Below are 22,179 nucleotides of genomic sequence, written 5' to 3'. Positions count from 1 at the left end.
TTTATAGGATGTCTTCAGTGCCTATCTGCGGCCGTAATCTGCGTTGTCGGGCTTTTCTTCATCATCCCCCAGCGGTTGGTCGCCCCGGCGTATTCCGGCAACGTCATCGTCCATACCGGTATCACTGCCTTCGTACTCAAAGCCTGGCCCTTGCGCGAAGGACTCGCGGCTTTTAGGGTCGTTGGCTCCATAGCCGGTGGTTTCGTTGCCCCCGATGTGCAGGTTTTTCAGCTTGTCTTTCTGGCCCGGCCGCTCCGTGAACCCCTCCGGGCCCATGTTGCGCTTTGCAGACGGGTCTGGGCGGTTGCCCGGTGCCACACGGTCGCTATAGTTGCTATTCACGTTTTTCTCCTCTGTTTCGGAGGCCTTTCTTTTATCTTCTTCTTTACTCATCGCTTTCAGTTGATTTAGTTACTGTTTTGTATACGCTTGCCCAGTGCACATGTTCAGTAACCGCCCCGATAGCTTTACATAATAAACCAACCAACGCCAACCGCTACGGCGTATCGTTCAGTTGCCAGTCATAGGTGTAGTAACCGAGGCTGTAGCCTGCCGGCAGCGGCTTTGCGCGAAAGCGGTTGATGTAGGCAGCTATACTTGGCGCCTCCCGCAGGAAATCGCTTTTGTACCAGTTAAAGATCTCCGACACCAGCACCTGCTTTTTCGAGGGCTGCACCTTAATGAAGCTGTTGCTCCGCAGGGCCTGCTCGGCCTGCTCCTGCAGCTGCTGCTCCACCTGCTGCGGGGTAAACGCCTCGTTGCGCAGCGGCGGACAGGATTTGGCGGCGCACACGAGGGCAAAGTGAATGCGGGCGTCCTGGTAAGGCTGTAGCAGCTTCTGCTTCTCCAACTCGTTCAGCGTCATGGGCTGGCCTGCAACCGTATGCTTCTTCTGGTCAAAAAAGCCCTTGACGTCCATCACCGACTTGAGCGGGTACTGCTCCAGCACCTGCTGCAACACCAGCAGGTTATAGGCGTTCAGGTAAAAGGCTTTCTTTTCGGAGGCCGATGCCCCCTTTAGCCCGTAGCTCTTTACCTGCGCAACCAGCCGCTGCAGCGCTGCCCTGTCTTGGCTCAGGCTCTTGTAGTTTACCTGCCCCTGCCGCACGTGGCGCTGCAGCAGATCGGTGTAAGAAGTATAGAAATCGGCCTGTGCGGCGGTCGCCTCCGGGCCCGAAAGTAAAACAGCAAGGCCCGCAACCAAAGCGAGCAGGTACAGCATCGTGTGTTTCATAGAAGTATAAAGTATAGGCAGGCCTACCACCAGGCAACTGCGGGTACAGAGAACCAACAACCGCACCATTCTGTTATCTTTGCCACAAAGTATACCACAATGGCACCTCTCTTGCTTTAGCAGTGTTCAGCGTGGAGAACGAAATGCATATAACCGCACATGAAACTATCTAAAATATACGACCCCAGGGAGATGAACTCCTACCAGTTTGTGGCTGCTACAGGCTTGGTCATGACCATTGTGGCCAACCTGATCATGCTCTTCCTGGGCAAAGCAGTGGACAACTACAATGCCCTGTACCTGTGCTGGGCTGTTTTCTTTACGCTCGGCACCGTAGCCAACTTTAACAGCAAACCAAGCGACCACGATCACCACCACCATCACTAGGCCCGTAACAGCCTTTGCCCTTGTCGCTGCGGCTACTTCAGGAACTGCAGCAGGGCCTTGTGAAACTTTTCAGTAGCCGTCAGGTGCGGTATATGCCCCACACCCTCCAGCTCAACAAGCCTGGCGTTTGGTATGGCCTCGGCTGTACGCTTTCCTAGTTGCGGGTACTGCCCGTGCTCCTGCAGCTTCTGCTTGTCCTTTATATAGCCTTTCCCGACGATGGTCCTGTCCTCCTGCCCTATCACCAGCAGCGTGGGCACCTGTAGCTGGTCAAACTCGTACACCACCGGCTGCTGATAGATCATGGCGTAGGTCAGGGCAGATGCTTTGGCCACTTTCGGGTAGTCCGGGTGGCTGATCTGCGCCGCCGGCACCTGCACCCATTCATCATAGGCAGGCTTCCAGGAGGTGTAGTAGGTCTGGTGATAATCGCGGATAGACTGCGGCGTGCGCTTCAGCTCTGACTGGTACAGCGCATCCAGCGTTTTGTAAGGTACAAAAAGGCGGTAGTCCTCCAGCCCGATAGGGTTTTCCAGCACCAGTTTTGTAGTCATCTCCGGGTAGAGCAGCGCGAAGCGCGTAGCCAGCATACCGCCCATTGAGTGGCCCACCACCGCTACCTGCTGCACGCCCAACTGCTGCAGCAGCTCCCGCGTGTTCTGCGCCAGCTGGTGAAAGCTGTAGTATACCTCCGGCTTCGCCGACTTGCCAAAGCCTACCTGGTCCGGCACAATTACCCGAAAGCCGTTTTCGGACAGAAACCTGATGGTTTGCTGCCAGTAAGCCCCCAGGAAGTTCTTGCCGTGCAGGAGCATGACCGCCTGTGGGTTCTGCACTTTGCCGGCTGGCGCCACATCCATGTAGGCCATTTTGTAGGTTTGCCCCTCCACCTCCGCATCAAAGTACTTCACTTCGTAAGGGTAATTGTAGCCCTCCAGCGTGGCGTTCAGCTTCTCCGGTACCTGCTGCGCCTGCGCCTTGCAGACTAGCAGCAGGAGGCACAACAGCAGTAAAAGGTTCTTTTTCATGTTTTAGTTGTTTGTACAAGTATGCATACAGCTTTTAGAGGGATTTGTTTTCATGCCCCTACCGGCCAATAGCCTATAAGAAAAATCAAAAATATTTACCTCGCTGTTACAACAACATTAGAATTTCACATTCCTGTTCTGCTATATTTAAAGCCTTTTAATCATAAAAATAAAACAAACTTTTAGCCATGAAGAAATTCTACTTTTCTGCTGCCCTTGTGCTTTGCCTTTCGCTCAACAGCTGCGGACCGCAGATCTACCAGGCAGCCTCTTTCAGCCAGGTAAAGCAAAACCACAAGGTGCTTGCCATCATGCCTTTCGACGTAACCATTGAGTCGAGAAAGCTGCCGAAGGGCGTAACTGCCGAGATGATGCAGGACCAGCAGCGCGACTACGGGTATGGCATGCAGAACGATGTGTACGGCTATTTCCTGCGTGAGATGAGCAAAAACCGCTACAGCGTTTCTTTCCAGGACGTGGCCAAGACAAACGCGCTCCTGAGCGAAGCAGGCATTACGTACGATGACCTGAAGTTGGCCTCTAAAGAGAAGATCTGCCAAATACTTGGCGTGGATGCCGTGGTTTCCGGTAACGCAGTGATGTCCAAGCCGATGTCCGACGGTGCGGCTGTGGCCGTTGGCCTGCTGGTTGGTGCCTGGGGCCCTACCAACTCCGTTAACACCTCCATCACCATTCACGAGGCCCAAGCTGGCGATCTGATGTGGAAGTATGACTACGAGGCTTCCGGCAGCGTGTTCAGCAGCCGCCAGTCGCTGTCTAACGCCCTGATGAAGAACTCTTCCAAAAAATTCCCTTACAAGAAGTCATAGTTAGCTACGTTAGCCAAAAAACAAAACCCCGCTGCTTCACCTGCGCGGGGTTTTGTTTTTGCGGCCTCTCTAAAACAAAGAGGCCCGTTGCCAATGCAGCGGGCCTTGTAAATCACCAAATCACTAAACTCTACACTATTAGAACGTGAAGCCTACAGAGGCTTTCACAACCCTGTTGTAAGTATCGAAGCTGCCGTTATCGTCTATAGGGCTAACGCCGTAGTCGTAGCCGGCGCTGACGTTAAAGCCGTTGGCAAACTTGTACCCCAGGCCGCCTGTCACGGCGAAATCAATATCGCGGAAGCCGTTTTTCATGTCCCACTCCTGGTTCAGGGCTTTAAAGCCCAGGGCCCCCGCCTCAGCCGACACCTTGTTAGACACCAGGTACGACACCTGCGGACCTGCAAAAATATGGAAGCCCTCGCCTACGTATACTTTAGCCAGCACGGGCAGGTCTATGTATTCTGCCTTGTTTGTGATGGTTACGTTGGTGTTCAGAAAGTCCACCGCCTCAATCGGCACTTTTCCCTTCAGCACGGTGCCTTTCTGGGAGTAGAGCAGCCCTGGCTCGATCTCAAAGCCCGGCGCCACGGGGATGTTTACATACCCGCCCACATGGAAGCCGGTGCGCATCTCCTGGCTCACCGAGCCGTTTGTCATATCGACCAGGTCCTGTACGCTTTTCATGGTTTCGCCGTCCCAGTCAGCCAGGTTTACACCGGCCTTGATGCCAAACCGCACCTGGCCGGGTGTGCTGCTGCTGTAGCTGGTTTGGTTTCCGGAGCGCACAGGGCGCTGCTGGGCATTTACAGAGGCTGTTGCCAAACCGATGGCCGCAGCTATAAGTATGAATATCTTTTGCATGGTAGTAGTAAATTTTGAGTAATGTTCGTCTCCTTTTGTGTAAGCTGCGCTGCTTGCAATGGCTGAATGGAAAAACCGTGCCAGAAGTGGAACTTTTTTCTGACTTAGCGAGCAAACTATTTTACAACATATTAAAAATCAGCAGTATAAAATTTAACCACAGGCTGCAAAACATTTCTGAAGCAACCTTTACAGCAAGTAGGCAGGCAAAGGGCAGCGGCAATGAGCGGGTAAATTAGTAGCTTTGCCCCTCAACCGAAGCCAATACACAGATGAAGGATAGAACACAGGTGCGCCTGAAGAGGCTGGCCGTGCACCGGGTCGGAAATAAATCGAAGGAGGAGGGCGTAGTGGCCTCACAGGAGCTGGTGGACCTGCGCGATGAGCAGCTGTATGACCTGTTGGTAAACTACTTCCTGTCGCCGTTTAAGCAGGAGGAGTTTTTCCGCTTCACCCACACCTCTGACATCGCCCTGAACGAGATGTTCGCCTATTCGGCCCTTATCTTTAAGGAGCCCCATAACTTCCACGAGTACTCCGTGCACATCCTCAACCACCTCTATGAACAGTCAGACCACCCGAAGGTAAAGAGCGGGGAGCTGTATGTGGTGCATTTTGAGGGTTGCCTGATGGAGGAGGAGTTCGTGGAGGCGATCGGCATCTTTAAATCAGAGAACAAGGATACCTTTCTGACCTTCCAGGATGAGGCCGAGGACCTGAACGTGAACTACCACTTTGGGGTGAACCTGAAGAGCGTGGACAAAGGCTGCATGATCTTCAACACCGAGGCCGAGGACGGGTTCAGGGTAAAGCTGGTGGACGCCAACAGCCAGGACGCTGTTTTCTGGAAGGAGCACTTCCTGAACGTTACCGAGCTGCAGGACACTAACTACAGCACCAAAACCGTTCTGAACCTGTGCAAGGATTTTTCGGAGGAAGTATACGCCCGCACCGATAGCAAAAAGGCGCAGGTCGATTTTATCAGCCGCTCCGTAGACTACTTCTCGAAGAGCGAGACCTTTGACCTGGAGGAGTTTACCAGCAGCGTGATCGACGAGCCGGAAACGAAGGAGCGCTTTATGAACTACAGCCAGGCCTTTGCCGAAGAGCGCGACATTGAGGGCTTCACGGATTTTGCCATCAACAAGAACACGGTGCGCAACATGAAGCGCAAGTTCCGCAATTTCATTAAGCTGGACACCCAGATTGAAATCAAGTTCAGCGGCTACAACCCGGAGCAAAGCGAGCAGTACGTGGAGCGGGGCTTCGACAAGGAGCGCAACATGCACTTCTACAAAGTTTACTTCTACAACGAGAGCTAGCCGAACTATAGCCCGCCGGGCTTTGTTTTAGGAGCCGGTTCAAAACAGGAACAATAATTGCCTGATACCTCAGGAAATAAAACCAAGAGACATGAAAAGATTAGCCTTCGCCATACTTTTAGCAGCTGCCACCACGGCTACTTTTGCCCAGGGGCCCGCCGACAGGCAGCAGACACAGGCAGCCAAGGCCGAACCTTCGCTGGAGCAGCGCGCCGAGGCCATTACTGCCTCGTTTGCAAAGAACCTGCGCCTGAATGCGCAGCAAACCCAGAAGGTGTACACCATTAACCTCAGCAGCCTGCAGCACGCCGAAGACGCCAAGGCCAAGTATAAAAACAACCCCAAGAAGCTCGTCCACCAGATGGAAATCATCAGCCAGACGCGCCTCTCGCAGCTAAAGGATGTGCTGACGCCAACGCAGTTTCAGCAGTACCAGCAGCGGCGCGAGGAGAAGATGGGCGTGCCCCGCGAGGCACAGAGCAACCCGGCCGCCCGGCAGCAGAGCATTCTGCAGCAGGAGAGCTACTAAGCATCAAACGCATGGCCAAGGCCATGCGTTTTCGTTTTAGAATACCCATTTTATAGTACCCGGCGGCTTTGCTAGGTGGCACCGGCAGTGTTGGCCGTGTACAGCCCCGCCTCCTGCACGGGGTTTTCCTGCTGCACCTGTGCCGGCTGCTCCTGTTGCAGCTTCTGCCGCTGGTGGGCCGTTACCACGGCACCGGGAGGCTTAAACAGGATCAGAAAGGCCTCTTTCAAAGACGCCGCGTGCCTGATGTCCTGCCAGATATCCACCCACTCATGGAAAACGAGGTACACCGGGTTAAAGGAGGTAACCGGCTTGGTGAGGCCATACTTTACCTGCTCCCGCTCCGGCTCGAAAGTGCCAAACATCCTGTCCCAGATGATGAACGTGGAGCCGTAGTTTTTGTCGATGTAGCCAGGGTTGGAGCCATGGTGCACGCGGTGGTGCGAGGGCGTAACAAAGATGTACTCCACCGGCTTTGGCAGCTTCCGCACCAGCTCTGTATGCACAAAGAACTGGTACAGCACCGCCACCTGGTGGCAGATAAAAAAAGTAAAGGGGTCGATGCCAAGCAACGGCACGGGCAGGAAGAACACAAACTTGATGTGCTGCGTCCAGCCGGTACGGAAGGAGACGGAGAAGTTCATGCGCTCCGACGAGTGGTGCGTAACGTGCGTTGCCCACCAGAAGCGCTGCTCATGCGCCACCCGGTGCGCCCAGTAGCGGCAGAAGTCAATGGCCACAAAACAGATCACGAAGGTCCACCACCCTCTTGGTATCGCCCAGGGCACTGCGTTGTAAATAACCAGGGCGAGGCTCAGCATCCATACTTTCAGCACGCCGCTCAGCACAGTGTTCACAGCCCCGATCGTCAGGGCCGAGAAGAACTCTGTTCTGTGATAGGAGCTTCTCTTCCTGTAAACGCCGTAAAGCCACTCCCCCACCACCGAAAGCACAATCACCGGGATGGCGTAGTGCATGATGGTCAGGTCATCCAGCTTCTCTAAGTCCTCAAACGTAAATAATTCTTTTTCCATAGTTGCAGCATGGTTTTACCGCCCTAACTGTAGCCTCTTTCAACGTCCGTTTGCCCAAAGGGTTAAGCGGCCGGCAGCCCAGGCAAGGGCAAAAGCCGGTAAGCAGATGCCGGATGTGCTGCCAGCGCTTGCCAGGGAGCAAAAGAAGTTGCCACAGTATTCGTAAATTGCGGCAAAAAGCCACACTATGCGCATCAGAAAGAAAGTTAACGCCAAACTGCCTGCCCAAGGCTCACGCTTTGCCGCTCTGGATATGTTTGTAAAGGCCGCAGAGAAAGAAAAATGGACGGAGCAGGAAATCCAGTACGTGATAAACGAGGTGGTAGAGGCACGCGACGACAAAGAAGCCTTCGAGATCCTCGGCGACTACTCGATGTAAAAAAGCAGGGGCAGCTACCTTCCCGATAGCTGCCCCTGCGCAGGCAAGTCGTATCAAAGCTTACACCTGTGTTTCCTGCGGCTCCAGTTGCAACTCCTGCTGGTGCTGCTGCAGTACCGCTATAATAAAGCTGATGTGCTCCTTCAGGTCTACGCCGAACAGCTCGGCCCCTAGCTTTACCTCCTCCCGGTCTACGGAAGCGGCAAAGCTCTTTTGGCCCAGTTTCTTGATAACGGACTTTGCCTCCAGCCCCTGCAGCCTTGTCGGCCTTACCTGGGCGCAGGCCACTACAAAACCGGTGAGCTCATCGCAGGCCAGCAGGCCCTTGTCCAGCAGGGTGTTGTAGGGCACGCCCCATTTGGTGTAATGGGCAGAAATGGCATGTGCCATCTCCTCCTCCCCCCGCTCGCGCAGTTGGCCCACAATCACGTTCGGGTGCTGGTCCGGGTAGGCTTCATAGTCGGCATCGTGCAGCAGGCCGGTTATGCCCCACTGCTCCCCGCTCTGCCCCAGCCTCTCGGCATAGGCGCGCATCACAAGCTCCACGGTGCGGGCGTGGCGCAGCAAACTGTCGCCCTTGGTCATGCTGTGCAGTAGGTCTTTCGCTTCTTGGTATGTGATCATCTCCGGGTTTGATTTGTTTTCAGATGACCTAAAATAGCGATTATCCCGCACGCGCCAAAGTTATGCCTATACTTCGGGGGGTTTACCTTTGGGCGGGGCTTCCGGAGAGGCCTTTTGCTGCAGCACTGCCTGCAGCTCCGAGCGCAGCAGCTTTATTTCCTTCTCCAGCGACCGCACCTGCTTGGCGCCTGCCACCTCCGCCTCTTCACTGGCCGCATCGCGGTCGATAAAGAAGGTGGCAAGAGTGGCCGTAAAGTACCCGAACACGGCAAAACCATACATGGCCAGCAGCAGGCACAAGATCCGTCCCTCCGGCGTCACCGGAAAATAGTCACTGCCAATAGAGGTGAGAAGCATCACCGTCCACCACAGGGCATCGCCGTAGCTTTTAATGCCATACTCGCTCTCGAGGGCGTACATGCCGGCGGCCCCGGCTGTGGTCACCACCAGCGTCAGGGCCAGCACATAGCCGAAGGCGCGCCGCTTCATGGCCTGCCCCAGGCTGCGCATGCCGCGGTTTATGGAGCCGATCACCTTTACCAGCCGCAGCCCCCGTGCGGCCCGCACAGAGCTTACCAGCCGAAAGGCACGGGTGATGCGAAACAGGCGCAGGGCCGGCACCGCCAGCGAAATTGTCGTCAGCACGTTGTGGCGCAGGAATGGCAGCTTGTGCGGGGCAAGTATAAACTTGATGATGAAGTCAAGTATAAACACCCCCCAGATAACGTTGCTCACAAGCTGCAGCACCGGGTTCAGCGACCAGATAAGCTCTACTACCAGCAGCACAAGCCAGATTAACCCCAGCACCACCATCGGCAGCTCCAGGGCATCCTGCAGCGTGTTCAGCAGTTCGTAGCGCTCCCGCTGCAGTAGCCGCTTTTCAGCCCCCTTACGCAGATTTCGTTCCCCCATTGGTATCCTGTAGAAGTTTGCGCAGCGGCCGGCGCTGCGCTTTTCTGCTTAGGGTACGGCTACGGAGCTACTTCGTTAGGCGCGTCCTAGTCCAGCTTGGCTATCTGCACGTTCTTCCAGAGGCCCATGACCCTGTCCTTCCTGCCCACCAAAATGTCTATCTGCTTGTGCATGCGCCGGTTCATCACATCGCGCACCACATACAGGCCATCTAGCTCCTCAGAGATGCCGGTTACCCACAGGGAGTCTCCGAACTCAATGCTGCCGCCCCACTTGCTGTGCAAGTCACGGGAAACGGCGATCCAGCGGTGCTTTTTGGGGTTGTGTTTGTTAATGCGGGAACCGTCAGCCGTGATGTAGGGTGTGGAGTCGGTTTGGCCTGGCTCCGGGTGGTATACAGACGCTTTAACAGTAAGCGTGGGGGTTGTGGAGGATTCTGAAACTGGGTATGTGTTGTTGGCAGGTTCTTCGGGTGGCCAACTCAGGGGCTTCTCTTCGATCTTCGGAGCGGGGGACTCAGCCTTTAACAAGGAATTTTCTTCAGCTAGCGCAACTACAATTGAGAGCACGGCTGCAAGCAGTTTAATCCTAAACATGAGCAATCCATTTCGTGAAACATCGATTTAAAAAATAATAACCCGCTTAAACGGCAGTTCACCGGAATGGTTTTGCGAAGTTGCATTATTCATGCTAAGCGCCATTTATTGTAAAATACCGCTACACAACAAAATAGTTATAAAACACATTTATATCATCATAGTTATATACCTGATTTCATACTTTGAACGCCTGTTTTTCTACCCGCCGCCGACACCCGCCGCCGCTGTTTCTCCCCGCACCTGCACAGCCAGGTACACCTCTGCTCTACCTCGTTTAGGGGCCGCCTGCCGTACCGCCGGGGGCTGTAGTCAATCGGGAAAGGGAGTAGGCGCAGGTGCAGCCAGAAGTAGGGCTGGCGTAGGTTAAGCCGCTGTTTTATACCTTTTTGCAGGAAGGAAGGTGCCGCCGTGGACTGCCGTAGAAACGCGAAGTACAAAAAACACAAGAGCCAGCGGTTTGGCTGGCTCTTGTGTTTAGGCGGGATACTTATTTCTTCTTGATGTACTTATCATACACGATGTAGCCGATAAAGGCGGCCAAACTCACCGCGGACACCCAGATGAGCCCGGTCTTCAGGCGCTGGTTATTCTCGCCGAGCCAGGCCAGCAGAATGGTGAGGGGCACGATGCCTGCCAGGGTGGCGGCAATAAACTTAAAGTAGCCCATCTTGGCCAGACCGGCCACAAAGCTTACCGCGTCATTGGACAGGAAGGGCGAAATCCGCGCAATGATCACCGCCCAGACGCCGTAGTTGTTCACGAAGTCGGTAATCTTCCGCTCCGACTTCTCCCCGATCAGCTTTCTGACGCCGGCCTCCCCAACGCCGTGCCCGATCCAGTAGCCGATAGAGGAAGCCACCACCACGGCTCCGATCGCAATCAGAGAGCCCCAGAAAGAACCGTAGGCAATAATAGCCACCAGCATCAGGGCCACCACGTTGATCACGAGCAGGAACATCTGCGCCACCATGGCCAGCACAATGAAGAACGGCCCCCAGAACCCAAACTGGCTCACCCATTCCGAGATGCGCTTCTCATCACCGCTCGTCAGCACATCCCAGCCATTGTTTACCTCCTGCTGAAAGCCGGGGAAGACAAAGTATGACGCTACAATGGCGGCAATAAGCAGGCCCGTAATGATCAGCGGAACCTTGCTCTCCTTCGTTTCTCCCTGTTCGTCGCCCTTTTTTTCACCATCCGGCTGCCCCGCGTGATGCCGGCTGCGGTCAAGCTTTTCGGGGTCCATGTGCTTTTGCCCCTCTTTTACCCGGCGATGGTGCTCTTTTGTATCTTTTTGCTTCTCGCTCATATGCTCTAGTTGTACTATTTCTTCTCTTTAGACGCAATAGAACGGTGCTTTGTTGGCTTTGTCGCGAAAGTCACGGCGGGATCATAGGTATAGGAATAACTGGCTGTGGGGCTGTGGGGCTGCACGCTGTAGCTGATATACAGGTGCTGGTAATTCGGGCCGATCGTGCTGCTTACATGGCGCTGTACCACGCCCGGCTCCAGAGGCCGGTGCAGCGGCTTTGGGTTGCCCTCGCCGTAGACAATGGCCGCCACCAGCCCCGCCACCAGGCCCGCCACATGCCCCTCCCACGACACCCGCTCCTCGTTCGGGAAGAGCCCGTAGAACAGGCCGCTGTAGAGGAACAGCACCGCCAGCGATACCGCCATAGCGCCACGGTTCTGCCGCAGAAAACCGTTGAACAGCAGAAAACCCGCCAGGCCGTACACCACGCCGCTTGCGCCAATGTGGTACGCCTGCCGCCCGATAAGCCACGTCAGCAGCCCGCTAAGCAGGTACACCAGCACCATCACCCGTACCGCCACCTTGCGGTGCAGGTACAGGATAAACCCGGAAAGCAGCGCTACCGGAAACGTGTTGGAGAGCAGGTGCAGCAGATCGCCATGGATCAGCGGCCCGAAAAAAACACCGATCAGCCCTAGAAACTGGCGTGGCATCACCCCCAGAAAAGCCAAGTTGGCATCGGTCAGGTAGCTGAGCAGGCTGATAAGCCACATGAGCGCCACAAACAGCAGGCCCGGCAAAAAGCTGTAGCCGAAGTGCGGACCACCTTCCTCTAAGGTGTACGTGTGGTCTCTGGGAGTAAAAAAGGGCATAGCACTAAGATGATTTTCCTAAATATAACTCAAATGAACAAAAACAGGCTCGATATCCTTTATCTAACCAGCACATTCTAACGTAAAGCATGGGCTGGCGGTGCACGGCCATTTTGCCCGTACCGGCCCTGCTACTATCAAACTGCCCCCTCTGCCAGGCAAGGATATAAGACAGGTGGCGTTATAACAAAACAATGCAACGGAACAAACCTCACTCTGCAACACTTAAACCTTACCCGATGTGGCTCCTGCCCCTGTTGGCGCTGCTGCTGTACGCCTGCGAAGGATCTGATGCACAGCGCAAGACTTACGCTGGCCAACAGCAGCAGTTTTTTCCGGTGGAGCGTGTGCCGTATGAGCGCCCTGCCACCATTATCGACGCGCTGGAGAACGAACCCTCCTACTGGGTAGACTCCGTTTTCAATACACTGACGCCTGAAGAGCGCATCGCGCAGCTAATTATCGTAGAGGCCTTCTCGGATCAGGGGCCGGCGTATGAAGCCGATGTGATGCGGCTGGTCAAAGAGTACAAAGTGGGCGGCCTGATCTTTTTCCAGGGAGGTCCGGTGCGGCAGGCAAGGTTAACCAACAGCTACCAGGCTGCCTCTAAAGTACCCCTCTGGATTGCCATGGATGCCGAGACAGGCGTGGGCATGCGCCTGGACTCTGCCGTTCACTACCCCTCGCAGCAGATGCTGGGTGCCGTGGCCGACAACGGGCTGATCTACCAAATGGGGGCAGAGGTCGCCGAGGAGTTCAAGCGCCTGGGCATGCACATCAACTTTGCCCCCGTGGCGGACATCAACAACAACCCCAGCAACCCGATTATCGGTTACCGTGCCTTTGGGGAGGACAGGCTGGACGTAACCGCCAAGAGCCTGGCCTACATGCAGGGCATGCAGCATGGCGGTATCATGGCTGTGGCAAAGCATTTCCCGGGCCACGGCGACACCGACGTGGACTCGCACCACGACCTGCCTGTTATCCCTTTTGGCCGGCAGCGCCTCGACTCACTGGAGCTCTACCCCTTTAAGGAACTGATAACGCACGGGGTGGGCGGCATCATGGTGGCGCACATGCACATCCCCCAGTTAGACTCCACCCGCAACCTTCCCTCCACCCTGTCGGAGCCAATCGTGACGGGCCTGCTGAAGCAACAGCTGGGCTACAAAGGGCTTATTTTTACGGATGCCATGGTCATGAAAGGGGTTACGAAGTACTTTGACCCCGGGGAGGCCGAGGCGCGTGCGCTGATGGCCGGCAACGATGTGCTGGAGCGCCTTAACAGCGTGCCCAAGGCCATTCGCGCAGTGAAGGCGGCCATAGCCCAGGGGTACCTGACGCAGGAGGAGATAGACCGCCGGTGCAAGCGCGTACTGACGGCCAAGCAGTGGCTGGGCCTGGATAAGTATAAGCCGGTGCCCCTAGAGAACTTGGTGGAAGACCTGAACCCGGCAAGGGCCGACAGCACGAACAAGGCGCTGGCTGAGGCCGCACTCACCCTGCTCAACAACAAAAAAAGAATGCTGCCCCTGCGCCAGTCGCAGCACCTCACCATCGCCACGGTTTCCATCGGGGCAAAGCAGCCTACGGTTTTTCAGCGGCAGGTAAAGCAGCTCGGCGCCCGCACCACAGATTTCTACATCTCGCGCAAAGCCAGGGAAAATGAAACGCGGAAGCTCTGGAAGAAACTGAAGAAGTATGATGTGGTACTGGTTGCCCTCTACGGCCCCAGCATCAGGCCTAGCAACAACCTCGGCTACTCCACGGGTGCCACGGAGCTCGTACAGAAGCTGGCAACTTCTAAAAAGGCCGCCATCACCCTGTTCGACAATGCCTACGCGCTCAACCAGTTTCCGGATATCGAGCAAAGCCGGGTGCTGTTGCTGGGCTACCAGCCGCACTTTCATGCGCAGGCGGCGGCGGCAAAACTGATATTCGGGCGGATTCCGGCACGGGGCGAGCTACCGGTAACGGTAAACCGCTTCTTTGCCTACGGCGACGGCATAAGTATGGACAAACCGTTTCTGGCCGGGCCCTGAAGCATCCTGATACACGCAATTGCGTAACTAGAGCAGAAATGTAATTTACTAACGATGATGCTTTATGATAAGGCTTAAACGAACACTGAAATACAGCCTCCTGCTATGCCTGGCTGTCATCTTCTGGCGCTGCGACGGAGGGCGCCAAGTGGAGGGCAATGAAGAAACCGCCGCCAACCTGAGCGAAGAGGAAGATACCGCCGTGGTGATAAGAACCGGAGAATCGGCAGAGCAGGAGCTGGAGGAGTTCAGGGGCTGGCTTAACCAGCAGGCGGACAAAGGAGATACCGCCATTCGCCAGGAGTGGCCAAAGGTGCGTGAAGAGCTTCGCCGCCGCAACGCCGAGCTGGAGCAAAACTTCGACAGCCTCTCCGAAAAGTCACAGCAGGAGTACCGTGACCTGCAGGGCCGCTACCAAAGGTGGGAGGAGCGCCAGGAGCGGCGCCAGCAACAACCCCTGGAACAGCGGAAAATCGCACAGTGGCAGGAGCAGCTGCTACGCGAGTACAGCGACCTCAGCCAAGTCAGCGCTTCCCAACTGCGCGAGGCCTACCTCACGTTTATGGGCACGGTGCGCGCCAAGCGCCGAAACTGGACCCAGGACGATTGGGACTATGTAGACCATGTGTACAGCCAGCTGAACCAGCGCCGCCGCCAGTTGGAGAATGAGATCCGCACGGCCGACAACCTTAAAATCCGCAGCCTGCAGGCCGAGTACCTGGCTTTGGAAGGCAGTGCCGACACAAAGGACATGCTGCAGAACACAAAGAAGTAAGGAGTGAAAAGTATGGCTGAAGCAGCTTCGGCCATACTTTCCTTCTACTATGAGACAGTGCCGGGGGCGGTACTACCTGCTTAGCCTCCTGAGCCGCGCCCACTGCTGCGCCACAATTGTTTTGGCATCCTGAGAGACAAGTGCCTCCAGCTCCTCTGCCGATAGCCGGACGATCTGGATGTGCTCATGCTCGTGGCTGTTGCCGCCGCCGCTGTGCTGCTGGTGCGATACCTCGGCATAATACAGCTGCACGTGCTCCGTGGAGCCGCCCGGCGAGGAATAGAACGTATGCAGGAGCTCCAGCTTATCCACGTGGTAGCCGATTTCCTCTTCTATCTCCCGCTTTATACTTGTCTCGGGCTCTTCCCCCTCGTCTACCATGCCCGCCACAATTTCCACCAGCTCCGATTCAGAGCCAATGCGAAATTGCTTCGTCAGCACGTACTCCTGCCTTTCCGTGTCGAACACCAGGGCGGCCACGGCATGGCCGCGATCAAACTGCTCGCGGGTGAAGGTTTCCCCCTCCTGCTCCACCGTTAGTTTATAGATTTTAAAGTAGCCGTTGTAGGCTTTCTCTCTGTTCTTGATTTTCATGTAGTGTGTGTTTGGCCCCTGTAGCAGGCTTGCGTAAAAGTATAAAAAGTCCTGCTACGGCCGTAGTGCTGTCAGTATAAACTGTTACTCGTTGTTTTTCTCTGCCGCTTTCTGTGTACGCTCCGTCAGCCCCGACTGCGACAACCTGGACTCGCTCTCGTAGCCCCTGACCCGCTCCTTCCCTATGCCGCCCTCACCCGGCAACACTTTGTTCACCAGGCCGAAAACGCTGGTTACAAAGGAAGGCGACAGGCCGTGCAACAAGGCTCCCAGTTTGGCAGGGATGGTGGTGGTGACCTGGGTGTCGCCATGGCGCAGGCCATCCAGTATCTTTTTGGCTGTAGCCTCAGCACTCATGGAAGTCAGCGGGCTTGAGTCCATGAGCTTGAAGAGGGCGTACTCTTCCTTGTGATGCCCTTTAACGATGGCGTGGCGGGGGCTACCTGTCTGAATGAGACCCGGAGTGGCGGTGGTTACAATGATGTTATACTTGTCCAGCTCCGCCCGCAACCCCTCAGACAGGCCCACCAGCGCAAACTTGCTTGCACTGTAAGGCACCAGGTGCGGCACGCTTATCTTGCCGCCTATCGACGACACGTTGAGAATACGCCCTTCGCCGCGCGCCTTCATACTTGGCAGCACGGCCAGAATGGTGTGTACAGGTCCCCAGTAGTGTGTTTTGATCGCCTCGTCGAACTCCTGCACCGTCATCTCCGTAACGGGGCCTGCATGAATAATGCCGGCGTTGTTTATCAGCACGTCGATAGGGCCAAACTCGTTCAGCACATTCGTCACAACATCCTGTACCTGCTGCTGGTCTGTTACGTCGCACTTTTGCACCAGCACATTAGCACCCTTACCGGCCAGTTCCATCCGCGCGTTCTCCAGTTCATCCTTATCACGGGCGCAAAGCACCAGCCGCGCCCCTTCCTGCGCCAACTGCCTGGCCATTACCAACCCCAGGCCCCTGGAGCCGCCCGTTATCAGGACTACTTTGCCGTTAAAGTCATAGGCGTTTAACTTCCGGCGCACAGCTCTTGCCGCGAGCAGCGCGCCTGTGCCGGCAGCCATCCACCAGAAGGTATTCTTGTTATTTGCTTTCATCTGTCTGTGGTTTAAAAATAAGGGCAGGCACTGTAAAAGCGCCTGCCCTTACCTGTACGGCAGCAGAAAAAGCGGGGTTAAGTATACTTACCGCCCCTGTGGCTTTTTAGAGAATATTTTGTTTTTGAGCACCGGCGTGTACTGCAGCTTCACGATGGCCACTCCGTAGTGATCCTTGTTTCCGGGGTTACCGATACGCGGGCCAATGTTGTCGAGGTAATCGGTGGTGGTGATGTGGTAGATCAGCTCCGGGGCAATGCTAAACTCATTGTTGATGCGGAAGCGGAGGCCGCCGCCAAACGGAATAACAGCCGCAACGGCGGGATACTTACGTTCGGGGTCGTAGGTTGTCTGGGAGTCATCAAGGCTGCTCTGGCCCGGAAAAGAAGTCGGTGTGTAGTACACGGCCCCAACCCCCGCCCGAACGTAGGGCACGACAAAGCGCTTGCGGCTGGAGCGGTAGTTCCCGGAGCCGGCGTAGCTGTCCAGCAGGTTCAGCACAACCGTGCCGCTCACCTCAATCACTTCAGACTCAAAGGAAACGTTGCGCGGGCGGCGCGGGTCTTTCTCGGTGGCACCTAACTTCACATAGTCCACGGTGCCGCTTATACCCAGGTTGGTGGTGAGCTTGTACAGCGCCCCCACACTTACGGCAGGTCCGAACTCATTACAGCCCCAACTGCCGCAGATATCGCTCTTAACAGCCGCTATACCGGCACCCAGCAGCACCACGATGCTGCCTGTTTCGCGCTCGCTGGTGTTGTTCCTTCTGCTTCTGTAGTTGTACTGCGCCTGTGTGTCCAGCGGGAACAGCATAAGTATAGAAAGCAGAAGCGTTAAGCAGCACAGGTTCCTGTTCATAGCCAAGACAGGTTTAAAAAATGATGGTTTAGTTGATCCAAGGTGTTATGGTACTTTACAAATGATAAGATCCGCCTGCAAGTAGGTAGCAGTATAACACAGTGTGCCAGGCATCCGGCTGTACGCACAGCGGGAGAGGCTTCCGGCCCACCCCTCTTTACGGTTTACCGGGGATAAAGATGGTGCTTAGACAATAATTGCATCAGAATATTAGAATAGTAAAATTATCCCATATTTAAACCTGATCCGCTGCTGCAGCTGGTACAATCAACCCGGCTCTGGCAGCGCCTCTCCCGCTGCCTGCAGGCCGGGAAAAGGGCGGCTTACACAGCGGGCTTAGAGGCGCAGGGCCATACTACTGCAACGATATCTTCGCCAGCTTGGTATCCATCACCTTCAGGAAGTCCAACACGAGGGCGGCCGCATCCGGGTAGAAGGCAGTGTTCACATGTTCGAACTCGTCGGTGGGCTGATGGTAATGCGGATGGTCCTCTACCCCAAAGTACACGTAGGGGATGCCCTTTTTGTGAAACATGAAGTGGTCTGACTGGCCGGTCCAGTCGTCGTGGCCTTGCTCGGGGCGGTCGTGGCCCAGCACCAGCCTGGCCTGCCTGCGTGGTTTCACCTTCTCAAGCAACGGCCTGAGCTGGGGATAATGGTACGCACCGCTGGCATAGAGCTCTCCCTTGCCGTTGATGCTGAGCATATCCATGTTCACGTTGAGCAGTATGTTCTGCAGCGGCACCGGCGGGTTGTCAAGAAAAGCCCTGGCCCCCTGCAGCCCCAGCTCCTCCCCGTCGAGTGCCGCAAAGATCAGTGTGTGCCTGGGCGGGTGTTCTTTAAAGTAAGCGGCGGCGGCCAGCAAGGCCCCCACACCGGAAGCGTTATCGTCGGCGCCGTTATAGATCTCGCCGCCGCGCTGGCCCACATGGTCGTAATGGGCTGTCACCACAATGGCTTTATCTAACTTGCCCGGGATGTAGCCGATCAGGTTCACGGCCTGCGGCACCTGCGCCCGCTGCGTGTCAATCTCGAAAAGCTGTTTGTAGTCTCCGTTAAACGGCAGCAGGCCAACCTGCTGAAAACGCTGCAGCAGATACGCCTGCGCCATGGCACTGCCCTCTGAGCCGCTTAAGCGCCCTTGCATGGAGTCGGCGGAGAGCACCTGTACGTCCTGCAGCAGGCTGGCGGCATCTAAAGGGGTACGTTGGGCCATGCCCAGAAGCGGGGCGGCCAGCAGGATAGCGAACAAGGGCGTTTTCTTCATCGTCAGGAATTATACTGTAAGATAGCACAGATGGCCGTAGCCGCCAAATGCCTTCGAAACACGCACCGGGAAAAGCAGCAAAACGGAAAGAGCTGCAGGGCAAAGCCCGGTCTCCCGCGGCTTGCCCTGCAGCTCTTCTCACTGTATCAGGAATACCTTTGCTTCTTATTTATACTTTGGCCATGCCACCCAGCTGCGAAGCCCGATAGGGCGCAGCCAGCGCACCTCCAGCGGCCGCTCCATCTCCAGCGCAAAGCCGCCTTTATGCTCCATGATTTTCCCTTTTGGTTTCCAGCCAAGTTGCATGTGCGCTTTTACTGTTGCGGTCAGCTCCATCAGGTTTTTGTCTTTCAAAACTTCTTGCTCCAAGTTCATCGTTAAAAACACCTCTAAAAATGATACATCAATGATAAAAGAAAACTTGCAAGGAGCGTGCCACGTCGGGCACGGCCTGTAAGATTTACTATGCTAAAAGCATCCCAGAGGGCAATTGGTTCCATAAAAAGAAAGCCAGGCAGTGTGCCTGGCTTTCTTTTTATGCTAAATGCTATTCTTTTATCTTGATGTAGGTCGGTAGCTCAAACGGCCCCACGGAGGTAGCAATGGTGGGCTTGATCTGGAGCGTTACCTTGGGCCGGTTCGCTTCGCCCTGGTGAAGCAGCGTGGCCAGCCGCAGCAGCTTGTTCAGGTCCGGGCGGCCATTGCCGTCATCCGCAAAGGCAAGCGGCGAACTAACGGTAATGCTGTTGTAGCCGTTCTTCAGCTCCACCGGCTCGCTCACCACCCCACTCAGGGTATGCTGGTCGCCCACAAGCAGTTGCCACTTCAGCTGCGTTACCGTCATGGTGCGCTCCTGGCTTCCTTCCGGCAGCACCACATCCAGGCCGATAGTAGACACGGCGTTGAGCTTGTTCTCCGAGAAGGCTGTATACAGCACGGCCGCATCATTGAACGAAAAGTCCTGTGGCCCTTTCTTCTTGAGCAGGTCTACCCCGTTGAGCTCTACCTGGTCTATGCTCTTCAGGCTATACTCCGCTTCCTTAAAAGCCTCTAAATCATTCTTTGTGCTACACGCAAAGCTGAACACAAGCAGTGCCAGCAGTAAGGCGTACTTTCCAATCTTATTTCTCATACTTATGGTTACTTCCTAATCACTTTTCCGGAGCCGGAGATGCTTGAGCTAACGTGAGGGTCGCCCACATAGTATACGCGGCCGCTCCCGCTGATCTCCACATCCAGGCGCTCCTCTACCTTTACCTCTGTCTCCCCTGAGCCGGATATGCCTACCTCTGCCACACGGGAACCCAGGTCAAACCCTTTGTAGTTGCCCGAGCCAGAGATGTTTATATCCTGCCGCTCTGCCACGCCTGCTGCACGAATTGTGCCAGAGCCGCTGATATGTGCCGTCAGGGTCTCGGCTGCCAGCCGCAGCAGTACATTTCCCGAGCCGGAAACGCTCGCATCGAACTCGCGGCTCTCAAACACATCCTCCAGCTCCAGCGTGCCGGAGCCCCCTACGCTGGCCTTGTTTAGGGAAGGTACGGTAAGGTACACCTCCACGGCCTCATGCTTTCGCAGGCAACGCTCAAACTCAATGTCCCACACACCGTTGTCCACATCGGTTTCCAACTCATCCAGAACATTGGCCTGCCCGCGCACCTCCACACGCTGCTCATTGCCCCGGCTAACGTAGACTTTCGTATCGCCGCTTACTGCCACCCCGCTTAAGGCGGGCAGCGCCAGCGTACGCGACTCCACGTCGCCCTCTCCTGAAAGGCAGTAACCTTCGTCGTCGCAGGAGGACATGAGCAGGGCCGCCGTTGCCAGCAGCAACGCGGGCAGTGTAGAGATTTTCATGGCTTTACAGGTTTAGTGGCTACAGACTGCAAGATATCAAATATAAGCAAAGGCCACACTGTTAATTAGTGTGGCCTTTGCCTGCCCTAGGAGAGGTGCCCTACCCGCTGGCCCTGCCTGTTGACCAGAATGCCCTTGCTGTTGACAAACACCGTTTTCAGGTACTCGCTCTCGAAATAGTAAGGGTAGTCCGGGTTGCCGGTTTTGGCCAGCCTCCCGATTACTTTCGGCCCATCCTCCGTCAGGTGCACCAGGTTCAGGCGGGGGGTCAGGTAAAACTGCTCCTGCGGCGCCTTGCTGAACACCACCCGCGAAAGCACGGCGCGGCTACCCAGGCTACTGCTGCTGCGCGATACTGTGGCCGAGCGCTGCGGCTGCTGTGCCGGGCGGGAGGCAATGGCGCGCTGGTCCGGCTGCGGCCCCTGCGCACTTGCCAGCAACTGCTCATTGGCGCTGCGCCAGCCTTTGCTGACAGAGGCCAGGCGATAGTTTCTGCCCGGATGCGTGGATGAGGTCTCGTCTTCGGAGAGCAGGTTAATGGCGGCTTGCGCCTCAGCCAGGCTTGCCCCCATCTTACGTAGCACAAACCCGGAGAACTCGTCGGCCTCCAGTTCGTCGGCAGGGTTGCTGCCGCTTCTGCTCAGGGTATGCCCGTTCAGGTGATGGCCGATTTCGTGGGCAAGTATACTTACGCCGGCCCAGTCGGTGTGCACGGCATTGTTGATAGAAGCAAGGAAGCGCTCATTGTAGAGAATATAGCGCTTGCCGTTATAGACCACGGCAGCAGCGTTGTCAATTTCGGCGGCACGCAACTCAAAACGAGGCTTCAGCCCCACTACCTGAATGATTTCCTGCACGATATCGCGGGCCCCGGCGGTAGTGGCTCTGGTGGCAGCTGGCACAGCCGTGGTGGCAGCTACAGCCACTTGCCCAAACAAAGGAGCCAGCGCTACCCCCAGCGCAAAAGTAAGTTTCTTGTAATATGGCATATATAATATATTGATAATGATGCAGCTACACCATTTAAACGCAGGAGCCGCAGCGGCTAGTATCAAAGCAAGTACTTTGCCAAAATATAGGCCGATCAGAATTTAAGAACCGCCCGCCGGGAAGCCTGGGCAAGCTGTTGCTGCCGCTCCATACTGTTTTACCGATGGAGGGGCCGCGCCTAAAGGCAGGCAGTTGGCTGCCCCTTTGCTTCTGTACGCTAAACTTTGTACTTTACATTCAGTTAAAGAACCTGGATATGAACGCAATAGAACAAACGCAGCAGGCCATCTACCGTGCGCCCAAGCTGAACGTCTATGTAACTCCTGCGCTTCGGGTGCTTACGATCCAGCCAAAGGGCAACGTACCCTCTGCTATTTACCGTGCGGGGATGACTGCGGCCGCTGAGACAGCCATCAACTCAAAGCTGCTGCACTGGCTCGTTAATGCCAAGGCAGGCGGCATTGTCACACCCGCTGATCAAATCTGGACAAGTGATGTGATTGCCCCGCGCCTGGCTGCCGCGTCCTGCGTCAGGAAAATGGCCTTTGTTGAGCCGGACGACCTGCACACCAAGCTGATCCTGGAGGACATGATGAACAAGGCCAGCGACCTGTTTTCCTTCGAGATGCAGTTTTTCGCTCATGCACAGGATGCCCTTGTTTGGTTTACCGACACAGAAACAGATACCTGCTTTTAGCAACTGCGCTGCGCCCACCGGGCTTCCCCCCTGCTGGGCAGCAGCTGCATCGCTCCGGCACTTGCCCTGCATAGGCTTATAATTACCAGCACACGCTATTTCCACTCCCTGACACTCCCCTGCTGG

The 22,179-nt window shown here is 55.8% G+C and carries 26 protein-coding genes; 8 read left to right on the top strand and 18 right to left on the bottom strand.

Annotated elements, in window-relative coordinates; translation table 11 throughout:
* Nucleotides 1-21: 21 nt before the first annotated feature.
* Nucleotides 22-393, bottom strand: coding sequence for a hypothetical protein (locus tag CA264_RS02920; RefSeq protein WP_025604435.1), 372 nt, complete (start codon nt 391-393; stop codon nt 22-24).
* 103 nt (nt 394-496) lie between these two features.
* Nucleotides 497-1,234: a DUF547 domain-containing protein gene (locus tag CA264_RS02915; RefSeq protein WP_025604433.1), complete on the bottom strand. Its 738-nt coding sequence runs from the start codon at nt 1,232-1,234 to the stop codon at nt 497-499.
* A 159-nt stretch (nt 1,235-1,393) separates the two neighbouring features.
* Between CA264_RS02915 and CA264_RS02910 the strand changes: the two genes are divergently transcribed.
* Nucleotides 1,394-1,621 (top strand): hypothetical protein, encoded by a 228-nt coding sequence (locus CA264_RS02910; RefSeq protein WP_025604431.1) that lies wholly within the window; start codon nt 1,394-1,396, stop codon nt 1,619-1,621.
* Between the two features lie 32 nt (nt 1,622-1,653).
* On the opposite strand, the gene CA264_RS02905 is transcribed toward CA264_RS02910, so the two are convergent.
* Nucleotides 1,654-2,649 (bottom strand): alpha/beta fold hydrolase, encoded by a 996-nt coding sequence (locus CA264_RS02905; RefSeq protein ID WP_025604429.1) that lies wholly within the window; start codon nt 2,647-2,649, stop codon nt 1,654-1,656.
* Nucleotides 2,650-2,837: 188 nt separating this feature from the next.
* On the opposite strand from CA264_RS02905, the gene CA264_RS02900 reads away from it, so the two are divergent.
* A complete protein-coding gene (locus tag CA264_RS02900; protein WP_025604427.1) occupies nt 2,838-3,479 on the top strand; it encodes a hypothetical protein in 642 nt (213 codons plus the stop codon).
* Nucleotides 3,480-3,617: 138 nt separating this feature from the next.
* On the opposite strand, the gene CA264_RS02895 is transcribed toward CA264_RS02900, so the two are convergent.
* Nucleotides 3,618-4,343 (bottom strand): porin family protein, encoded by a 726-nt coding sequence (locus CA264_RS02895; protein ID WP_025604425.1) that lies wholly within the window; start codon nt 4,341-4,343, stop codon nt 3,618-3,620.
* A 272-nt stretch (nt 4,344-4,615) separates the two neighbouring features.
* On the opposite strand from CA264_RS02895, the gene CA264_RS02885 reads away from it, so the two are divergent.
* Both CA264_RS02885 and CA264_RS02880 read left to right on the top strand, forming a co-directional pair.
* On the top strand, nt 4,616-5,665 hold the full coding sequence (locus CA264_RS02885; protein ID WP_025604421.1) for a nucleoid-associated protein: 1,050 nt from the start codon (nt 4,616-4,618) through the stop codon (nt 5,663-5,665).
* A gap of 91 nt (nt 5,666-5,756) precedes the next feature.
* The gene (locus CA264_RS02880) at nt 5,757-6,194 is read left to right on the top strand and encodes a hypothetical protein (RefSeq protein ID WP_025604419.1); all 438 of its coding nucleotides are present in this window, start codon (nt 5,757-5,759) and stop codon (nt 6,192-6,194) included.
* Between the two features lie 71 nt (nt 6,195-6,265).
* On the opposite strand, the gene CA264_RS02875 is transcribed toward CA264_RS02880, so the two are convergent.
* Nucleotides 6,266-7,228, bottom strand: a complete 963-nt coding sequence (locus CA264_RS02875) for a sterol desaturase family protein (RefSeq protein ID WP_025604418.1) — start codon at nt 7,226-7,228, stop codon at nt 6,266-6,268.
* Nucleotides 7,229-7,415: 187 nt separating this feature from the next.
* Here CA264_RS02875 and CA264_RS02870 point away from each other — a divergent pair, with 187 nt between their 5' ends.
* The gene (locus tag CA264_RS02870; RefSeq protein WP_025604416.1) at nt 7,416-7,607 is read left to right on the top strand and encodes a hypothetical protein; all 192 of its coding nucleotides are present in this window, start codon (nt 7,416-7,418) and stop codon (nt 7,605-7,607) included.
* 60 nt (nt 7,608-7,667) lie between these two features.
* On the opposite strand, the gene CA264_RS02865 is transcribed toward CA264_RS02870, so the two are convergent.
* The 5 genes from CA264_RS02865 to CA264_RS02845 form a co-directional block, all read right to left on the bottom strand.
* Complete coding sequence (locus tag CA264_RS02865; RefSeq protein ID WP_025604414.1) at nt 7,668-8,231, bottom strand: HD domain-containing protein; 564 nt, start codon at nt 8,229-8,231, stop codon at nt 7,668-7,670.
* A 66-nt stretch (nt 8,232-8,297) separates the two neighbouring features.
* Nucleotides 8,298-9,143 (bottom strand): potassium channel family protein, encoded by an 846-nt coding sequence (locus CA264_RS02860; RefSeq protein WP_051364290.1) that lies wholly within the window; start codon nt 9,141-9,143, stop codon nt 8,298-8,300.
* A gap of 86 nt (nt 9,144-9,229) precedes the next feature.
* Nucleotides 9,230-9,673, bottom strand: coding sequence for an RlpA-like double-psi beta-barrel domain-containing protein (locus tag CA264_RS02855; protein ID WP_157593623.1), 444 nt, complete (start codon nt 9,671-9,673; stop codon nt 9,230-9,232).
* A 556-nt stretch (nt 9,674-10,229) separates the two neighbouring features.
* Nucleotides 10,230-11,051: a TVP38/TMEM64 family protein gene (locus tag CA264_RS02850; RefSeq protein WP_025604408.1), complete on the bottom strand. Its 822-nt coding sequence runs from the start codon at nt 11,049-11,051 to the stop codon at nt 10,230-10,232.
* 14 nt (nt 11,052-11,065) lie between these two features.
* Entirely contained in the window at nt 11,066-11,866 is an 801-nt protein-coding gene (locus CA264_RS02845; protein ID WP_025604406.1) for a rhomboid family intramembrane serine protease, read from the bottom strand.
* Nucleotides 11,867-12,060: 194 nt separating this feature from the next.
* Between CA264_RS02845 and CA264_RS02840 the strand changes: the two genes are divergently transcribed.
* Together CA264_RS02840 and CA264_RS02835 are read left to right on the top strand one after the other, a co-directional pair.
* Nucleotides 12,061-13,908 carry a glycoside hydrolase family 3 protein gene (locus CA264_RS02840; RefSeq protein ID WP_036775053.1) on the top strand — a complete coding sequence of 616 codons (1,848 nt, stop codon included), beginning with the start codon at nt 12,061-12,063 and terminating at the stop codon, nt 13,906-13,908.
* A 64-nt stretch (nt 13,909-13,972) separates the two neighbouring features.
* The gene (locus CA264_RS02835) at nt 13,973-14,683 is read left to right on the top strand and encodes a hypothetical protein (protein WP_025604403.1); all 711 of its coding nucleotides are present in this window, start codon (nt 13,973-13,975) and stop codon (nt 14,681-14,683) included.
* A gap of 72 nt (nt 14,684-14,755) precedes the next feature.
* Here CA264_RS02835 and CA264_RS02830 read toward each other — a convergent pair whose 3' ends face one another.
* From CA264_RS02830 to CA264_RS02795, 8 genes are all read right to left on the bottom strand, one after another.
* Entirely contained in the window at nt 14,756-15,277 is a 522-nt protein-coding gene (locus tag CA264_RS02830; protein WP_025604401.1) for an NUDIX domain-containing protein, read from the bottom strand.
* 84 nt (nt 15,278-15,361) lie between these two features.
* Nucleotides 15,362-16,381 carry an SDR family NAD(P)-dependent oxidoreductase gene (locus CA264_RS02825; protein WP_025604399.1) on the bottom strand — a complete coding sequence of 340 codons (1,020 nt, stop codon included), beginning with the start codon at nt 16,379-16,381 and terminating at the stop codon, nt 15,362-15,364.
* Between the two features lie 87 nt (nt 16,382-16,468).
* Nucleotides 16,469-17,242 carry a thrombospondin type 3 repeat-containing protein gene (locus CA264_RS02820; protein ID WP_025604397.1) on the bottom strand — a complete coding sequence of 258 codons (774 nt, stop codon included), beginning with the start codon at nt 17,240-17,242 and terminating at the stop codon, nt 16,469-16,471.
* A gap of 355 nt (nt 17,243-17,597) precedes the next feature.
* Nucleotides 17,598-18,509 (bottom strand): M28 family peptidase, encoded by a 912-nt coding sequence (locus CA264_RS02815; protein ID WP_025604396.1) that lies wholly within the window; start codon nt 18,507-18,509, stop codon nt 17,598-17,600.
* 165 nt (nt 18,510-18,674) lie between these two features.
* The gene (locus CA264_RS02810; RefSeq protein WP_025604395.1) at nt 18,675-18,884 is read right to left on the bottom strand and encodes a hypothetical protein; all 210 of its coding nucleotides are present in this window, start codon (nt 18,882-18,884) and stop codon (nt 18,675-18,677) included.
* A gap of 172 nt (nt 18,885-19,056) precedes the next feature.
* Complete coding sequence (locus CA264_RS02805) at nt 19,057-19,641, bottom strand: hypothetical protein (RefSeq protein ID WP_025604393.1); 585 nt, start codon at nt 19,639-19,641, stop codon at nt 19,057-19,059.
* Between the two features lie 8 nt (nt 19,642-19,649).
* The gene (locus CA264_RS02800; protein WP_025604392.1) at nt 19,650-20,366 is read right to left on the bottom strand and encodes a head GIN domain-containing protein; all 717 of its coding nucleotides are present in this window, start codon (nt 20,364-20,366) and stop codon (nt 19,650-19,652) included.
* Between the two features lie 86 nt (nt 20,367-20,452).
* Nucleotides 20,453-21,355 (bottom strand): M48 family metalloprotease, encoded by a 903-nt coding sequence (locus CA264_RS02795; protein ID WP_025604390.1) that lies wholly within the window; start codon nt 21,353-21,355, stop codon nt 20,453-20,455.
* A gap of 257 nt (nt 21,356-21,612) precedes the next feature.
* On the opposite strand from CA264_RS02795, the gene CA264_RS02790 reads away from it, so the two are divergent.
* On the top strand, nt 21,613-22,053 hold the full coding sequence (locus CA264_RS02790; protein WP_157593622.1) for a hypothetical protein: 441 nt from the start codon (nt 21,613-21,615) through the stop codon (nt 22,051-22,053).
* The last annotated feature ends 126 nt before the right edge of the window (nt 22,054-22,179 follow it).

It is taken from the genome of Pontibacter actiniarum, from assembly GCF_003585765.1.
Classification (GTDB): Bacteria; Bacteroidota; Bacteroidia; order Cytophagales; family Hymenobacteraceae; genus Pontibacter; species Pontibacter actiniarum.
The sequence above is the reverse complement of the archived record's forward strand: the minus strand, read 5'-3'. Positions and strand labels throughout refer to the sequence as shown.

Excerpts from the sequence above, each read along its gene's own strand:
- CA264_RS02920 (WP_025604435.1), bottom strand. The coding sequence starts at position 393 with ATGAGTAAAGAAGAAGATAAAAGAAAGGCCTCCGAAACAGAGGAGAAA.
- CA264_RS02915 (WP_025604433.1), bottom strand. The coding sequence starts at position 1,234 with ATGAAACACACGATGCTGTACCTGCTCGCTTTGGTTGCGGGCCTTGCT.
- CA264_RS02910 (WP_025604431.1), top strand. The coding sequence starts at position 1,394 with ATGAAACTATCTAAAATATACGACCCCAGGGAGATGAACTCCTACCAG.
- CA264_RS02905 (WP_025604429.1), bottom strand. The coding sequence starts at position 2,649 with ATGAAAAAGAACCTTTTACTGCTGTTGTGCCTCCTGCTGCTAGTCTGC.
- CA264_RS02900 (WP_025604427.1), top strand. The coding sequence starts at position 2,838 with ATGAAGAAATTCTACTTTTCTGCTGCCCTTGTGCTTTGCCTTTCGCTC.
- CA264_RS02895 (WP_025604425.1), bottom strand. The coding sequence starts at position 4,343 with ATGCAAAAGATATTCATACTTATAGCTGCGGCCATCGGTTTGGCAACA.
- CA264_RS02885 (WP_025604421.1), top strand. The coding sequence starts at position 4,616 with ATGAAGGATAGAACACAGGTGCGCCTGAAGAGGCTGGCCGTGCACCGG.
- CA264_RS02880 (WP_025604419.1), top strand. The coding sequence starts at position 5,757 with ATGAAAAGATTAGCCTTCGCCATACTTTTAGCAGCTGCCACCACGGCT.
- CA264_RS02875 (WP_025604418.1), bottom strand. The coding sequence starts at position 7,228 with ATGGAAAAAGAATTATTTACGTTTGAGGACTTAGAGAAGCTGGATGAC.
- CA264_RS02870 (WP_025604416.1), top strand. The coding sequence starts at position 7,416 with ATGCGCATCAGAAAGAAAGTTAACGCCAAACTGCCTGCCCAAGGCTCA.
- CA264_RS02865 (WP_025604414.1), bottom strand. The coding sequence starts at position 8,231 with ATGATCACATACCAAGAAGCGAAAGACCTACTGCACAGCATGACCAAG.
- CA264_RS02860 (WP_051364290.1), bottom strand. The coding sequence starts at position 9,143 with ATGGGGGAACGAAATCTGCGTAAGGGGGCTGAAAAGCGGCTACTGCAG.
- CA264_RS02850 (WP_025604408.1), bottom strand. The coding sequence starts at position 11,051 with ATGAGCGAGAAGCAAAAAGATACAAAAGAGCACCATCGCCGGGTAAAA.
- CA264_RS02845 (WP_025604406.1), bottom strand. The coding sequence starts at position 11,866 with ATGCCCTTTTTTACTCCCAGAGACCACACGTACACCTTAGAGGAAGGT.
- CA264_RS02840 (WP_036775053.1), top strand. The coding sequence starts at position 12,061 with ATGCAACGGAACAAACCTCACTCTGCAACACTTAAACCTTACCCGATG.
- CA264_RS02835 (WP_025604403.1), top strand. The coding sequence starts at position 13,973 with ATGATAAGGCTTAAACGAACACTGAAATACAGCCTCCTGCTATGCCTG.
- CA264_RS02830 (WP_025604401.1), bottom strand. The coding sequence starts at position 15,277 with ATGAAAATCAAGAACAGAGAGAAAGCCTACAACGGCTACTTTAAAATC.
- CA264_RS02825 (WP_025604399.1), bottom strand. The coding sequence starts at position 16,381 with ATGAAAGCAAATAACAAGAATACCTTCTGGTGGATGGCTGCCGGCACA.
- CA264_RS02820 (WP_025604397.1), bottom strand. The coding sequence starts at position 17,242 with ATGAACAGGAACCTGTGCTGCTTAACGCTTCTGCTTTCTATACTTATG.
- CA264_RS02815 (WP_025604396.1), bottom strand. The coding sequence starts at position 18,509 with ATGAAGAAAACGCCCTTGTTCGCTATCCTGCTGGCCGCCCCGCTTCTG.
- CA264_RS02810 (WP_025604395.1), bottom strand. The coding sequence starts at position 18,884 with ATGAACTTGGAGCAAGAAGTTTTGAAAGACAAAAACCTGATGGAGCTG.
- CA264_RS02805 (WP_025604393.1), bottom strand. The coding sequence starts at position 19,641 with ATGAGAAATAAGATTGGAAAGTACGCCTTACTGCTGGCACTGCTTGTG.
- CA264_RS02800 (WP_025604392.1), bottom strand. The coding sequence starts at position 20,366 with ATGAAAATCTCTACACTGCCCGCGTTGCTGCTGGCAACGGCGGCCCTG.
- CA264_RS02795 (WP_025604390.1), bottom strand. The coding sequence starts at position 21,355 with ATGCCATATTACAAGAAACTTACTTTTGCGCTGGGGGTAGCGCTGGCT.
- CA264_RS02790 (WP_157593622.1), top strand. The coding sequence starts at position 21,613 with ATGAACGCAATAGAACAAACGCAGCAGGCCATCTACCGTGCGCCCAAG.